The following is a 15,425-nucleotide window of genomic DNA, read 5'->3' as shown; positions in this document are numbered from 1 at the left end:
ACCCATATGAAGTCTATTCGGAGAATCTTCGTGCTTTCGGTGTTGTTCCATGGAACGCTACTGATGGGGCAGAAAAAAGTGGAGTTTGGGCTGCTCTCGGCTAGTGAACAAGCGTTTACCACCTATGCAAAGGATACCACGGCCCATGCAGTTTACCTGTACGAAAAGGGGGAAAATTATTTTGAGGTCAGGGGCAATTATGTTTGGTTGATCAAAAAGTACCATGCCAAGAAGAAAATCTTGGACAAGCAAGGACTGGATGAAGCCGATATCACCATACCCTATTACCGTTCGGACAAATCAAAGGAAATTGTAAATGACATAAGGGCACTTACCCACAATGGAGTGGTAAAGCATAGCCTGAGGAAAGAAAATGTTTACGACACGGACGTGAGCGAAAGATGGTCCGTAAAGAAATTTACCTTTCCAGACGTGCAGGAAGGCTCCATTCTTGAATATTCCTATGAGATACAGTCCCCTTTTTTCTTCAATCTCACTGGTTGGAAGTTCCAAGAGGCAATTCCGAAGGTCTACACCGAGTACAATGCCAAAATTCCTGGAAATTATAAGTACAATAGGGCCTTGATAGGGGAAATTGCCCTGGACGTCAATGAGGCGACGATAAAAAAGAGCTGCTTTTCGATACCTCGCGCCACGGAAAGTGCCGATTGTGAAGTTTTGAAATATGTGATGAAAGATGTCCCTGCATTTAAGGAGGGAGAGGAATATATGTTGTCGCCAAGCAATTATCGCTCCAGCTTGGAGTTCGAGTTATCGGAGCTTCTTCGGTTTGATGGCACCAAGGAAAGATATACCAAATCATGGAAGGATGTGGACAAAGAGTTCAAGACCGATAATGACATTGGGCGACAGCTCAAAAAGGTCAACTTTTTTGAACGGAACATCCCGGTTGACCTGATCAGTGGTCCAGGAGATCCTCTGGAACGCGCAAAACGGATTTATCAGTTTGTAAAGGACCATTACGTTTGGAACGGGAAATATGGTATTTTTTTGGACAACCGCGTAAAACAGGCGTTTGATGAACATAAAGGCAACGTTGCGGAAATTAACATTACCTTGATCAACCTGCTCAATGCGGCCGGGATAGATACTGATATGATGGTACTCTCCACCCGCGATAATGGGCTTCCCAAAAGATCCCATCCCGTCATGTCGGATTTCAATTACCTCATTGCAAAGACGGAGATAGATGGGACCACCTACTTATTGGACGCAACGGAAAAGCAATTGCCCTTCGGGATGTTGCCCTATCGCTGCCTGAATTATCATGGAAGGGTGATGGATTTGGACGAGGAGAGCTATTGGTACGACATTGTCCCCGTAGAACCCAATATGAAGACAGTAAGGATAGAGATGTCGTTGGATCCTGAAAACAGTTTGGTGTCGGGTAACTTTCAAGAGATAACAACCGGGTACGAAGCTTTCTTTAAAAGAGAGCGTTTGGCCTCGCTATCCGAAGATGAATATCTGGATAAGATAGAGGATAGCTCCAATGGGGACATTTTTATCAAATCCTATGAAGTGGATTCCCTGCAGTCCGATGATAGGAAATTGGTGGAAAACTTTTCCTTCGAAATGGAAGGGTTGGGCCAAAACAAGAACCTTTTCTTCAATACCTTCCTCATCCATTTCTTTAAGAGCAACCCATTTACATCAGAGACCCGCAATTATCCAGTGGACTTTGGATATTTAAGATCCTACATGTATTATGCGAACATTAAGATCCCCAATGGCTACAAGGTCAAGGAGCTACCTAAACCCATCAATCTGGGCCTGCCTGAAAACAGTGGCGTTATGCGGTTCAATTGCAGTGAATCCCAGGGCCAGGTGATGGTCCAGTTCAGCCTACAGCTCCGCTCGACACAATATACAAGTGCGGGATATGCCTATGTTAAGGAGTTTTTTGAAAATGCGGTGACCACACAGAACAATAGTTACCTCGTTTTGGAAAAGGAATAAGCTGCTTGTCCTTACCTTTGTGGTCAAATCTTAAAATTGAAACGGTGGACATAGCAAACGCACAAAAAGCTGTTGATGAATGGATCCAAAACCATGGGGTCCGTTACTTCAACGAACTCACCAACATGGCGCAGCTCACTGAGGAAGTGGGGGAGGTGGCCCGGATCATTGCACGCAGGTACGGCGAGCAGAGCGAAAAGGAATCGGATAAGGCCAAGGACCTGGGCGAGGAACTGGCCGATGTGGTCTTTGTGGTACTGTGTTTGGCCAACCAAACAGGCATCGATCTTCAAAAGGCCTTCGACAAAAAATTGGACCTGAAGACCAAACGCGACCACGACCGGCATCAAAATAACAAAAAGCTCAAATAAAGTTGTGTCCCAAAGGGAACATTAGGGCTGTTTTTTCTAGTTTTGAAGTTTGAATCAAACCATAGAACATTGAGACTCCAGCTTTCCGCACCCTCCACTAAAAACATCCAAAAAACAATACAGGTCACGGGCTCCAAAAGTGAGACCAACCGCTCTTTGCTGCTACGGGCACTTTTTCCCAATATCAGCATAGAGAACCTATCCATTTCGGATGATGGCGAGGTCATGCAAAAGGGACTCCAGATTTCTTCTGGCGAGGTGGACATCCACCATGCCGGTACGGCCATGCGGTTCCTGACGGCCTATTTTGCCTCGCAGCCCAACAAGGAAGTGGTGCTCACAGGATCTCAACGCATGCAGGAACGGCCCATCCAGGTCTTGGTAGAGGCGTTGCGATCCCTTGGTGCTGACATCCAATACGTCAAGCAAGAAGGCTATCCGCCATTGAAGATCTCGGGAAAAAAGTTGACCAAGTCCCAAGTTTCGCTTCCGGCCAACATCAGCAGCCAATATATTTCGGCACTTTTGCTGATTGCCCCAAGTTTGGAGAACGGACTGGAACTGGAGCTCGTGGGCAAGATAACTTCCGTGCCCTATATCAAAATGACTTTGGGCCTATTGGAACAGATCGGGGTCGATTTCATTTTTGAAGGAAACAAAATCAAGGTGGATCCCAAGGAAAAGGTCATGGACACGAAGTTGGTGGTGGAATCAGATTGGAGCTCTGCCAGTTACTTTTATAGTATTGCCGCCCTATGTGAGGTGGGGACCAAGATCAAGTTGTCTTCCTATAAACAAAATTCCCTTCAAGGCGATAGTGTGCTGAGCAAGATCTACACGGACTTTGGCATAACCACCACTTTTTCGGACAATCAGATTACCTTGGAAAAAACCGAGGAGAGCAGACAGGAAAATGTCTCTTATGACCTTTCCAATGCTCCGGACATTGCACAGACCATTGCAGTGACCTGTTTGGGATTGGGTATGGGTTGTCATCTCACAGGACTTCACACGCTTCCGATCAAGGAAACCGATCGTTTGGCCGCACTACAGACCGAAATGTCCAAATTTGGCGCAAAAGTGGCAATCGATAGCGAGAGCCTTACCCTGCAACCCATCAGCAGCATCAAATCGGGTGTGGATGTGGACACCTACAACGACCACCGGATGGCGATGGCTTTCGGCCCGTTGGCCCTAAAGACCGATTTGATCGTCAACGATGCGGGAGTGGTCTCCAAATCCTATCCTGATTTTTGGAAGGATCTCAAGACCCTCGGATTTGGCGTATCCGAAATGTAACCGACATTTAATCATCAAATTACTTGACATCCGCTATCACGAGGTCGTATATTTGCCCCTCTTTAAAAAAATCCAAAAAAAGTCTAGATGAAATTATCCAACTTCAATTTTGAATTGCCCAAGGAACTATTGGCCGAATACCCCGCTGAAAACAGGGATGAATCCAAACTGATGGTGATTCATAGGGATTCTGGAAAAATCGAACATAGAATGTTCAAGGACCTTATCGAATATTTTGATGAAGGAGATGTGATGGTCCTGAACAATACCAAGGTATTCCCTGCAAGACTGTTTGGAAACAAGGAAAAAACAGGGGCCCGTATCGAGGTGTTCTTGCTTCGGGAATTGAACCAGGAACAACGTCTTTGGGACGTTTTGGTGGACCCGGCCAGAAAGATAAGGATTGGGAACAAGCTCTATTTTGGCGATGATGAGAGTCTGGTGGCCGAAGTGATCGACAACACCACATCCAGAGGAAGGACCCTTCGTTTTCTTTATGACGGTTCCTATACCGATTTTAGGAGAAAACTAAGAGAATTGGGGGAAACACCGCTTCCCAAATACATCAAAAGGAATGTGGAGCCCGAAGATGAGGAGCGTTACCAGACCATTTATGCAAAGCATGAAGGAGCAGTAGCGGCACCGACTGCAGGATTGCACTTTTCAAAACATTTGTTGAAGCGCTTGGAGATAAAGGGCATCGATTTTGCCGAAGTGACCCTGCACGTGGGCTTGGGAACCTTTAACCCGGTAGAGGTAGAGGACCTTTCCAAACACAAAATGGACAGTGAGGAGCTGGTCATCGATGAAAAGGCAACAGAAATTGTGAACAGGGCCAAAGTCAAGAAAAAAAGGGTCTGTGCCGTGGGTACCACGGTGATGAGGGGGCTTGAAAGTGCCGTATCATCTGAACATACCCTGAACACTTATGAAGGATGGACCAACAAGTTCATCTTCCCTCCATACGATTTCAGCATTGCCAATTGTATGGTCACCAATTTCCATTTGCCAAAATCAACACTGTTGATGATGGTATCCGCATTTGCAGGTCATGACCTTATCAAAAAAGCCTACAAACAGGCCATTTTGGAAGGATATCGCTTCTACTCCTACGGAGATGCGATGTTGATCCTATAACTGAATAAAACGAACAAACCATAGAATCCCGTTCGGTTCCACGACCAGCGGGATTTTTTCTTGATTATCTTTATCCTGTGGAAACCAAAAAGAAGGACATACGGGCATTGACCAAGGAACAGCTTCGGCAGTTCTTTGTGGAGCATGGGGACAAGGCCTTTCGGGGCAACCAAGTCTATGAATGGCTTTGGCAGAAATCGGCCCATACCTTTGATGCCATGACCAATGTTTCCAAGGAGACCCGCCAAATGTTGGAAGATAACTTCGTGATCAACCACATACGGGTGGACCAAATGCAGCGCAGCTCCGATGGCACCATCAAAAATGCGGTGCGCTTGCACGATGGACTTGTGGTGGAATCTGTTTTGATTCCGACCGAGACGCGTACCACTGCATGCGTTTCCAGTCAGGTCGGGTGCAGTTTGGACTGTAGGTTTTGTGCTACAGCCCGCATGAAACGGATGCGTAACCTGAACCCCGATGAGATCTATGATCAGGTGGTGGCCATAGACAACGAGAGCAGGCTCTATTTTGACCGTCCCCTGAGCAATATTGTGTTCATGGGCATGGGCGAACCCCTGATGAACTACAACAACGTGCTCAAGGCCATTGAAATGATAACTTCGCCCGAAGGATTGGGCATGTCGCCAAGGCGGATCACCGTATCCACTTCCGGGGTGCCCAAGATGATCAAGAAAATGGCCGATGAGGAAGTCAAGTTCCGTTTGGCGGTATCCCTGCATTCCGCCATCGATGAGGTGCGGACCTCCATCATGCCCTTCAATGCCACCTTCCCTTTGAAAGATCTTCGTGAAGCATTGGAATATTGGTACAGTAAGACCAAAAATAGGATTACCTACGAATATGTGGTTTGGAGAGGCATAAACGACACCAGAGAGGCAGCCGATGCACTGGTCAGGTTTTGCAAGTTTGCCCCATCCAAGGTCAATTTGATCGAGTACAACCCCATAGACGATGGTGAGTTTCAACAAGCAAATGCTGATGCGGTCGAAATGTACCAAAGCATTTTGGAGAGCAATGGCATTACGGTTACCGTTCGCAGGTCCAGAGGAAAGGATATCGATGCCGCATGTGGGCAGTTGGCCAATAAAAGTTAGTTTTAGAAGTCGGGAGTCGGGAGCAGTAAACCCGCAAACTCCAAATCCCAATAACCCAATAACCAAGTAACCAGAATAATTTGTTCCTTCCCTAAACCCTAAACTCCCTCAAATCATCGATACTTTTGCCCATCGACCTTAAATCTTTGCGCATCTTTATACCAACTCTTTCATTTTCCCTACTTTTAAGGCTTCAAAATCAAACGCACCAAACCGTTGTTGAAAATAGTATCTCAGATCAGGGAACCCATAGAGGATGAAATGGAACTTTTTGAGGAAAAATTCCTCAAATCCATGTCGTCCAAGGTGGCATTGTTCAATAGGATCACTTACTATATTGTCAACAGAAAAGGGAAGCAGATGCGGCCCATGTTCGTCTTTCTTACCGCAAAATTGCTGAACGGCGAGGTGAACGAAAGGACCTATACCGGGGCCTCCATCATCGAATTGATCCACACGGCCAGCCTGGTCCATGACGATGTGGTGGACGATAGCAATAAACGAAGGGGATTTTTCTCCATCAATGCCCTTTGGAAGAACAAAATTGCCGTTTTGGTGGGCGATTTCCTTTTTTCGAAAGGCCTTTTGGTCTCTTTGGAAAGCAAGGACTACGATTTGCTCCATATCATTTCCAATGCCGTTCGGGATATGAGCGAAGGGGAATTGTTGCAGATTGAAAAGGCACGTCTTCTCGACATCACCGAAGAAGTTTATTATGACATCATCCGTCAAAAAACAGCGACCCTCATTGCGGCCTGTTGCAGTATGGGTGCCTGTTCTGTCCGCCCCGATTCCGAAGAGGTGGAGATCTTTAGAAAGTTCGGGGAACTCTGCGGTATGGCCTTCCAGATAAAGGATGACCTTTTTGATTATGGTGCCGAACAGATCGGGAAACCTACGGGCATCGACATCAAAGAGCAAAAGATGACCCTTCCCTTGATCTATGCTTTGAACCAGAGCGATAAGGAAAAAAAGAAATGGCTGATCAATTCCATCAAAAACCACAACAAGAACAAGAAAAGGGTAAAGGAGGTCATCGCCTATGTCAAGGAAATGGGCGGGTTGGAATATGCCGTGGCCAAAATGTTGGAATTTAAGGATGAGGCCCTCGCTATCTTGGACAATTACCCCGATTCCGAATACAAAAGTGCCCTCACGTTGATGGTCAACTATGTGGTTGACCGAAAAAAATAAAATTGTAAATAACTGATTTTCAATTTTGAATGAAAAAATTTATTTTTTCAGGCAACTCCTATTACCAATTATCCGTCTATCTAAATAGAACCACTTGTTGAAACCAAACTTTTGAAGATCATATCGCTATATTACAATGAGGGCCAATTGATAAAAAAGGCCGTGAAGGGCGACCAGCAGGCCCAAAAGGTACTGTATGGGAAGTATGCACCAAAAATGTTGGGGGTCTGTAGACAATACATCAAAGATGTACATTTTGCGGAGGACGTGATGATCAATGGTTTCATGAAAGTGTTCAAAAACCTGGACACATTTGCGCACAAGGGAAGTTTTGAGGGTTGGATAAGGACCATTATGGTGAGGGAGAGCATTTCCCATCTGCGGAAAAAACAGTTTGTGGTCTATGACGATGAAGTTTTTGATGCCCAACCCAAAGAAACGGTGAGCGGTGGTGGATTGTTGGATGTGGAATATGTGCAGCAGCTCATCGATTCGCTTCCGGAAGGCTACAAGACGGTCTTTCTGCTCCATGCCATAGAGGGGTATGGCCACCAAGAGATAGCCGAAATGCTGGAGATCTCGGAAGGGACCTCCAAATCGCAGCTGTTCAAGGCAAGAAAGATGCTTCAGGAAAACTTGACTTTAAAAGGAATGTCGCCCAAAACAAAATTGGGCAAATAAAAGATAGGATATGGACAAATTGGAAAAGCATATCAAGGAAAAACTGGAGGAGCGAACCATAGCTCCTTCATCCGGGGCTTGGGATAAAATTGCGTCGCAATTGGATTCAGAACCCAAGAAGAAAAGTAGCAAATGGCAACTCTATGCCGTTGCGGCCAGCTTTGTGGGCATTTTGCTACTGTCCCTATTGTTTGTGGACAAAGGGGGAACCATCCCGGAAATCCAAGTCGCGGAAGAAAAAGTGGACACGATCGATATGGAAAGCAAAACCCAATCCCCTCAACAGGAGCTTACCAAAACATTTCCGGTACAAGAGGAAACCAAGGTGGCCAACAGCGACCTGGAACCGATGACCGAGGAAAACCCAAAGGGTTTTGCCGACGAGCTTCCCATTTCGCAACCGGTTTTGGCGCAAGAGGAAACAAAACAAGTGGAACAGGACAAGTTCATCAAAGAGCCGGATGCATTGATCACGCAGAAAGTGGAGGAGGTAGTGGCCCAAGTGCAGCATATGGAAGGCTTGAACAAAGGCGTCTCGGATGCCGAGGTGGACTCTTTGCTCCGGCAGGCCCAGAAACAGATCATGGCCGACAGGTTGTTCCCTAAGAATGGATCTGTGGACGCCATGAGCTTGCTCGCCGAAGTGGAGGACGAACTGGACGAGTCGTTCAGGGACCAGATATTCGATGCACTCAAGGAAGGATATTTCAAACTGCGCACCGCCGTGGCCGACCGAAACAATTAAAATTTTATTCATCAATCAAAATACCTTTCTCTTCCTGCCCAAGCAATTTGGGCAGGGACAAGGAAGGCTATAATCCAGAAACAATCATGAGAACAATTACATTTTATTTAGCGACACTGGTATTTCTGCTGGTTTCCCATCAAATCTTGGGGCAGGAAGACTATGAAAAGGAAATCAAGGCTCTAAAGATCGAAAGGGAGCGTATCGTGGAACAGGAAAAAGAAGCCTTGAAAGTGGAGGTCAAGGACATCAATAGACGTTTGGAGCGGGGCGACATTTCCGAAGCAGAAGCAAAAATCTTAAAGGAAGAAGTGGCCAAGCGCAGGGCCCTCAATATTGAAAACAGAGTGGCCATTGTGGATAATAAAATCTCCCTTTTGGAGCGTAACGAAGGCCAAGTGCTTACCCTGTCCGAACTGGATACCTTGGACAACGACCGGACGCATATCGGCATCATGATCGATGGAAAACCTGCGGTCTGGTTCAATTCAAACCGGTGGAAAAAGGACATCAAATATGACAGACGGACCTATTCTGACTTTGTCATGGCCATTGGTCTAAACAACGCCCTGATAGAGGGGCAGTCGTTGGACGATTCCCCGTACAAAATTGGTGGAAGCCGATTTTTTGAAATGGGTTGGCAGTGGCGTACCCGGGTTTTTGAAAATTCAAACTGGCTGCGGTTCAACTATGGGTTTTCGTTCCAGTTCAACGGTCTGAAACCAAAGGACAACCAGATTTTTGTCAAAAATGGTGACCAGACCGTTTTGGAAGAGTTCGAATACGACTTGGACAAATCCAAACTGCGAATGGACAACTTGGTCTTCCCTGTACATTTTGAATTTGGGCCTTCGCGATTGCGGAAAACGGAACGCACCATCCGATATTCCATCCGAGATCAGTTCAGGATAGGTTTGGGAGGATATGGAGGTTTCAATTTGGGGAGCCGTCAAAAACTGAAGTACAGCAGGGATGGGGAAGATGTCAAGGACAAGCTCAAACGGGACTACAATACCAGCGACCTGATCTATGGAGTGAGTGGTTATATGGGGTTTGATGGGGTGTTGCTATACGTCAAGTACGATCTGAACCCCATTTTTACGGATGCGGACATCAAACAGAACAATATTTCCTTGGGCCTTCGGTTCGATATATGACCGAAACAATTTTGAATGTGGGCACAGTTCGGGTATCCGGGCTGTGCTTTTTTTTGTTAGGACGATAGGGCCCGTTCCATTTCAGGTGTAAACTCTTCCTTGTAGTAAACGCGCTTGCAGTGGGAGCATTCCGCATAGCGGATCGTGTTGAGGGTAAAAACCGGTATCCAGAACAGATGGGCATGATTGGGTTGGGAAACTGCGGTCAGTGTGTCGCGTTGGTGACAATGCTGACAGCTGACATTTTTTAAGGTTTTGGTCTCTTTTTTTCCAGGTCTGCTTCCGAAGAAAAGGATCATACGTTTCGATTTGGGTGCAAAGATACAGCTTGGGATCATTCCAAAACTGGGAATTCGAGTGCCAGTCTTTTGGCATCGTTTCTCCAGCCCGCTTTATGATCCCGGTCCACGAAGAACACTGTAAGGTCCGCTTTGTATTCTCGATCCACAAAGAAAATCTCAAAATCTGCCTTGTAATCCCTGTCCGTAAAAAACCATAGGCCCTTATTGTATTTCGCTTTGTATTCCCGGTCCACTTTGTGGACAAGAAGGTCTGCTTTGTATTCGCTATCCACCTCAAAGACCAAGTAATCGGCCTTATAGTCGGCATCCACTTCAAAAACACGTTGCGCCGAAAGGGCAGGGGAAGGAGGGTAAGGATAAGAATGGGGAGTATGTTTTTCATAATGAAATGATTGGGACAAAATTGATGCCATGATATATCGATGTAGGTTGAGCATGTCCAAAATAAGAAAAACAGTGGTTCATTGTTGAATATTCTCTACATTCGCACACATTTTGAACCATTGGAAACCTACCACAGTTTGGAAGATTGGTTGTCTTGGATGGATGACCTCTCCAGTAAAGATTACGTGATCATTGACCATTTTCTTCGGGATGAACTCTATGCCGAGATCAGGTCTTTTTTTCTGGACATGCTGCCCAAGTTCAATGAGGCGGGGATAGGTGCCGACACCGAAAAGCAGATCAACAGCAAGATCAGGGGCGATTTCACCTATTGGTTGGATAGGGAAAGGGACAGTCACCTAAAGACGTACTGGGGATTGGTGGATGAGACCATACAGATGTTCAACCGATATTGCTACCTCAGTCTTTCGGGATACGAGTTCCATTTGGCACATTACCCTTCGGGCGGGCATTACGATAAACATTTGGATCAATTTGAGCGCAGGAACAACCGGATGATCTCCGTCGTGATTTACCTTAATCAGGGTTGGCAAAGAGGGGATGGCGGGGAACTGGAAATCTTTGAAAAGGACGGTTCCAGTTTTTTGGTGGACCCTTTGGCGGCGAGATGTGTGATGTTCAAAAGTGCCGAAGTGCCCCATGCAGTGCTCAAAGCACACAAAAGTCGGTTCAGCTTGACGGGTTGGTTGCTCTATCAACCTTCTGCCTTGGGCCAGTTTTTTGGATAAAATCAATCCTTTGTAAAAGGAATTTTTTTGATAAGCTCTTCATTTTGGTTGTGTTCCGCACTGTAGGACATTACCATGGTGCCCTTGGTGCCATCAGTGGCCTCTATGGTGAACACGGTGGCTTGGTCCTCGGGGTTGGTCATCCCTTCAAATCGGTAGCTGTTGACAATTTTCAGTGCGTCGGGCTGATACTCCTTTTTGGAATATAGTGCTTTGATGCAGTTGTCCCCTGCTTCAAAATCTTCTTCGTACCCTTCTTGGGTCAAGGTGTTTATGGCTTCGGAAAGCGTGTCAAAATTGTGTTTGTCCATTGTTTTCAAGTGTTTTGTTAATTCTTAATCATTGTTCCGGTTTTAAGGACTTGTAATCGGAATTTTTCCTCCCACCACAGGGAGAACGAGCTGTGTTCCGTCCAAGTCCACGGTCAGTTCCGTGCCCGGTTCGGGCCACAGGGTAAATTCCTTGTCACTGGAAAATATCATCAGGCCAATTTGCCGTCCCTTTGGGATAATCTGGTCATCTGGCATCAGTCCAAACTCCATTTCATAGAACTTGTTCGGTACCAAAGGCTCACTTTCGGTAAGGGATTTGTGGTTTTGGGGGTCTGCCCATCCCCGGGTAATGATGTTGTCCGTGATCTTGGTGTTGCGGCCTTCGCTCCAAGGTAAGGACACCAACCATACTGAAAGATTGGCGGCAGGCTTGCTGCTCGCCAATTTGATCTTGATTTTTGGGATGCCCGAAATGTGTACATCCTCAGAAAGGGGAGGGGTTACATAGATCAACCTATGGTTGGTCATCTCGGCCTGCGCCAAACTGGATCCCGAAAAGGAATAGTTGTCCACCAAAGTTTCCGTTCCCTGTTTTTGCGGTTTGGAAGTGGAGAGCTGTCCTTTTTCCGGTGCCCCTTTGGTCAAAAATAAGGTGACATCCGATGCTTTCGGATTGGGATAGTCCTCATAGGATGTCGGGCTTTCCATTTTGTCATCTTCCCGAACAATCCAGGCCTTTGGGTCGTTTTCCACTCCATTGTCAACGCCGTGCAAGTATTTGGTGAACCAGCGGTTCATCATTGAAATGGGAGGTGGGCCACCGTGTCCATTTTGATGGTAATAGATCTGAACCGGTAATCCTTTCTCACGGGCCTTATCATAAATACGGTAGCTGTGTTCGGGCATTACGTTCCAGTCGTTGAACCCATGCGACATCAACAGCGCGGCCTTCATGGGTCCCATGTCGTTGAGGTAGTCCCGTCCGGCCCAGAAATCGTTATAATCCCCAGTGATACGGTCCTGCCCGTTCTTCATCTCCGTGTCGCGGATCACCTTGTTGTTCCTAGCCCTTTTGGATTCGTCACCACTGTGGATGAAATCATAGAGTACATCAATGTCCTCACCCAAATACCCTCCGGGAGAACGAACCAGTCCATTGGAACGATAGTAATGGTAGTACGAAGTGTTCGGGGCAATGGGGATGATGGCTTCCAATCCCTCCACGCCCGTGGTGGCAGCGGCCAAGGGCAGGGTGCCATTATACGAAGTCCCCGTCATGCCCACCTTGCCCGTGGACCAATAGGCTTTCACTTCTGTATTGCCATCACGTTCGGTATAACCTTTTGCCCTACCGCACAACCAGTCGATAACTGCCTTTGGGGCAAGGGACTCATTGTCGCCCCCTACAGTAGGCGATCCATCCGAAAGCCCTGTGCCGGGCGAAGAGGAATGTACCACCACATATCCGCGGGGCACCCATGTATGTATTTGGGAATTGGAGATGATGGGGCGTTCCCCTATCCGGGTCACTTCAGGGTGGTTTCGGGGTTGTCCAGCTTCACCAAGTTCATGTTTCACGTCCCACAGCATTCCATCGGCCAATCCTGCCGTGCCGGCATAGTAGGGGCTGGACTCATAAACGACGGGAAGTTTTAGGCCTTCGGTCTCGGTCTGCTCCGGGCGGGTCACATCCACATGCATCCGATCCAATTTTCCGTCCCCATCGGAATCAAACTCCGTTTCCACCCATAGATCGTGGCGTATCCATTTGCTTGGGTCGGAAAAAGCTTCCACTACCTGGGCCTCCCCATTTTCATAGATCGGTGCTGCTTTCTCGGCCATTTGGGAATACGTATTGAAAACTATTCCTAATGAACAAATTGCCAAAATGGCTAACTTTTGTAATCTTTGATGTGTCATATGTCCCCTATATTTTTAATATCCCAAGCGGATAATGAGTATTGGACTTCTAAGATAAGAAATCTTGAAGGGGAATGTTGGTACCAGATTCACCAAATCTTTGTTTTTATTTACCTTTAACAGCTATTTCAAAGCATCGTCCTTGATTTCAAAAACCACCATAGACCAAGTATATGAGACCGCCCGATTGGAGGAGGTGATCGGGGATTTTGTGCAGTTGAAGAAATCGGGGTCCAATTTCAAGGGGCTCAGTCCTTTTACGGACGAGCGCACCCCGAGTTTTATGGTATCCCCTGTCAAGCAGATCTGGAAGGATTTCAGTAGTGGAAAAGGAGGCAATGTGGTGGCCTTTTTGATGGAGCACGAGCATTTTACCTATCCCGAAGCGATCAAATACTTGGCCAAAAAGTACAACATCGAGATAGAGGAGACGGAGCAGACCAGCGAGGAAAAGGAGCAGGCCAACGAACGGGAAAGCATGTATCTGGTCTCCGAACATGCACAAAAATATTTTGCACAGACCCTCTGGGAGTCGGGACCGGGAAAGGCCATTGGCCTAAGCTATTTCAAAGAGCGTGGATTTACTGATGAGACCATCAAAAAATTTGGGCTCGGATATAGCTTGGACGAGTGGGAGGCCTATACCCAAACTGTTTTGGACCAAGGCTACCAATTGGAGTTTTTGGAAAAGACAGGGCTTACCATTGTCAAGGAACAAACAAGTGGAGAGGTAAAACGGTTCGATCGTTTCAAGGGAAGGGTCATGTTTCCCATCCATTCCATGAGTGGAAGGGTGTTGGGTTTTGGCGGAAGGATTCTGGTCAATGATAAAAAAGCCGCCAAGTACCTCAATTCGCCCGAAAGCGATATCTACCATAAAAGCAAGGTGCTCTATGGCATCTATTTTGCCAAGCAGGCCATTGCGAAGGAGGATAATTGTTATTTGGTGGAAGGCTACACCGATGTCATCCAAATGTACCAGAAGGGCGTGGAGAACGTGGTCTCTTCCAGTGGTACGGCCCTGACCCCGGAACAGATACGGTTGATCAACAGGCTCACGAAGAACATCACGGTGCTTTTTGATGGGGATGCGGCCGGATTGCGTGCCTCGCTCCGTGGTATCGACCTGATCTTGGAGCAGGGAATGAACGTTAAGGTGTGCACCTTTCCCGAAGGTGAGGACCCCGATAGTTTTGCCAAGAACAATACGTACGAGGACCTAGTGCTCTATTTGGAGGGAAATGCGAAGGATTTTATCCAGTTCAAAACATCTTTGCTGGCTAAGGAGGCAGCCAACGACCCCATCAAAAGGGCAGATACGGTAAGGGATATCGTGAACAGTATCAGTAAGATACCTGACCGTATCCAAAAAGAGATCTACGTGCAGGAATGCGCCAAGATCATGCAGATTTCGGAGGAAGTACTTTACAACACTTTGGCCCAAATCGATAAAAAAGGAATGGTCGATGCCTCCAAGAAGATCAAACAGGAGCAGAAAGCCTTTGAGGTGGTCAAAAATGACACTGTGGTCGAAAAGGTGGATGTACAGTATGAGCTGGAGCGCAAGATCATTGAAGTGCTGTTGCTGTACGGAAACCAAAAACAGGAGTTTGAAGACTTGGTGCTCAAGGAAAATGAGTCTGGGGAATTGGTTCTGGAACCTGAAATTGTTGAGGCAAAGGTATATGAAAAGGTTTTTTTGGACCTTCAGGAGGATGAGATTGAACTCACCAACGGACAGTTCAAGAACATCTATTACAAATTGATAGAGAACCTGAACGAGAACGAGGAATTCTCGTTGAACACTTTTTTGGCCGAACTGGACCAGGATGTGGTGCCAGAGGTGTCGTCCATTTTAATGGAGGAAGAGCAGTATGTATTGCACGATTGGGAACGCCGGGAAATCTATCCGAAAGAGAAGAAATTGGGCGTGGCCCAGTTGGTGGGGGAAACCATTCTTACCCTAAGGTGCAATTTGATCAAGAACCGTATCCAGAAACTACAGGAAAAGACGCAGGAGAGCAACGGGGACCACACTGAAATTTTGGAAGAAATAGTCAACTACCTGCAATTGAACAAGTTGTTGAATGCAAAACTGAACCGGGTCCTTTCGTGA

The 15,425-nt window shown here is 46.7% G+C and carries 15 protein-coding genes; 11 read left to right on the top strand and 4 right to left on the bottom strand.

Going from position 1 to position 15,425, the window contains the following annotated elements:
* Positions 1-6 precede the first annotated feature (6 nt).
* The 9 genes from FOT42_RS06430 to FOT42_RS06390 all read left to right on the top strand — a co-directional run bounded on the left by FOT42_RS06430 (position 7) and on the right by FOT42_RS06390 (position 9,682).
* Positions 7-1,980 carry a transglutaminase family protein gene (locus tag FOT42_RS06430; RefSeq protein ID WP_151889758.1) on the top strand — a complete coding sequence of 658 codons (1,974 nt, stop codon included), beginning with the start codon at positions 7-9 and terminating at the stop codon, positions 1,978-1,980.
* A gap of 44 nt (positions 1,981-2,024) precedes the next feature.
* Complete coding sequence (locus FOT42_RS06425; protein WP_108424307.1) at positions 2,025-2,351, top strand: nucleotide pyrophosphohydrolase; 327 nt, start codon at positions 2,025-2,027, stop codon at positions 2,349-2,351.
* 69 nt (positions 2,352-2,420) lie between these two features.
* Entirely contained in the window at positions 2,421-3,650 is a 1,230-nt protein-coding gene (locus FOT42_RS06420) for a 3-phosphoshikimate 1-carboxyvinyltransferase (protein WP_151889757.1), read from the top strand.
* An 87-nt stretch (positions 3,651-3,737) separates the two neighbouring features.
* Positions 3,738-4,787 (top strand): tRNA preQ1(34) S-adenosylmethionine ribosyltransferase-isomerase QueA, encoded by a 1,050-nt coding sequence (queA, locus tag FOT42_RS06415; protein WP_072878487.1) that lies wholly within the window; start codon positions 3,738-3,740, stop codon positions 4,785-4,787.
* A gap of 77 nt (positions 4,788-4,864) precedes the next feature.
* Positions 4,865-5,905 (top strand): dual-specificity RNA methyltransferase RlmN, encoded by a 1,041-nt coding sequence (gene rlmN / locus FOT42_RS06410; RefSeq protein WP_151889756.1) that lies wholly within the window; start codon positions 4,865-4,867, stop codon positions 5,903-5,905.
* Positions 5,906-6,124: 219 nt separating this feature from the next.
* The gene (locus FOT42_RS06405) at positions 6,125-7,099 is read left to right on the top strand and encodes a polyprenyl synthetase family protein (protein ID WP_151889755.1); all 975 of its coding nucleotides are present in this window, start codon (positions 6,125-6,127) and stop codon (positions 7,097-7,099) included.
* 111 nt (positions 7,100-7,210) lie between these two features.
* Entirely contained in the window at positions 7,211-7,780 is a 570-nt protein-coding gene (locus FOT42_RS06400; RefSeq protein WP_151889754.1) for an RNA polymerase sigma factor, read from the top strand.
* A gap of 10 nt (positions 7,781-7,790) precedes the next feature.
* Positions 7,791-8,525 (top strand): hypothetical protein, encoded by a 735-nt coding sequence (locus tag FOT42_RS06395; RefSeq protein WP_151889753.1) that lies wholly within the window; start codon positions 7,791-7,793, stop codon positions 8,523-8,525.
* 86 nt (positions 8,526-8,611) lie between these two features.
* The gene (locus FOT42_RS06390; RefSeq protein WP_151889752.1) at positions 8,612-9,682 is read left to right on the top strand and encodes a hypothetical protein; all 1,071 of its coding nucleotides are present in this window, start codon (positions 8,612-8,614) and stop codon (positions 9,680-9,682) included.
* A gap of 56 nt (positions 9,683-9,738) precedes the next feature.
* Here the strand turns inward: FOT42_RS06390 and FOT42_RS06385 are convergent, their stop codons facing one another.
* A complete protein-coding gene (locus tag FOT42_RS06385) occupies positions 9,739-9,981 on the bottom strand; it encodes a zinc-ribbon domain-containing protein (RefSeq protein WP_151889751.1) in 243 nt (80 codons plus the stop codon).
* 35 nt (positions 9,982-10,016) lie between these two features.
* Positions 10,017-10,397, bottom strand: a complete 381-nt coding sequence (locus tag FOT42_RS06380) for a 7(1) septoil knot domain-containing protein (protein ID WP_226789817.1) — start codon at positions 10,395-10,397, stop codon at positions 10,017-10,019.
* 51 nt (positions 10,398-10,448) lie between these two features.
* Here FOT42_RS06380 and FOT42_RS06375 point away from each other — a divergent pair, with 51 nt between their 5' ends.
* Complete coding sequence (locus FOT42_RS06375) at positions 10,449-11,117, top strand: 2OG-Fe(II) oxygenase (RefSeq protein ID WP_226789816.1); 669 nt, start codon at positions 10,449-10,451, stop codon at positions 11,115-11,117.
* 2 nt (positions 11,118-11,119) lie between these two features.
* Here the strand turns inward: FOT42_RS06375 and FOT42_RS06370 are convergent, their stop codons facing one another.
* Together FOT42_RS06370 and FOT42_RS06365 are read right to left on the bottom strand one after the other, a co-directional pair.
* Positions 11,120-11,428: a phosphoribosylpyrophosphate synthetase gene (locus FOT42_RS06370; RefSeq protein WP_151889750.1), complete on the bottom strand. Its 309-nt coding sequence runs from the start codon at positions 11,426-11,428 to the stop codon at positions 11,120-11,122.
* 42 nt (positions 11,429-11,470) lie between these two features.
* Positions 11,471-13,231, bottom strand: a complete 1,761-nt coding sequence (locus FOT42_RS06365; protein ID WP_417937931.1) for a Xaa-Pro dipeptidyl-peptidase — start codon at positions 13,229-13,231, stop codon at positions 11,471-11,473.
* Positions 13,232-13,451: 220 nt separating this feature from the next.
* Between FOT42_RS06365 and dnaG the strand changes: the two genes are divergently transcribed.
* A complete protein-coding gene (gene dnaG / locus FOT42_RS06360) occupies positions 13,452-15,425 on the top strand; it encodes a DNA primase (protein ID WP_151889748.1) in 1,974 nt (657 codons plus the stop codon).

The organism is Flagellimonas hadalis (assembly GCF_007785775.2).
GTDB lineage: Bacteria > Bacteroidota > Bacteroidia > Flavobacteriales > Flavobacteriaceae > Flagellimonas > Flagellimonas hadalis.
Note: the sequence above shows the minus strand (reverse complement) of the source record. Positions and strands in the feature narration are given on the sequence as shown.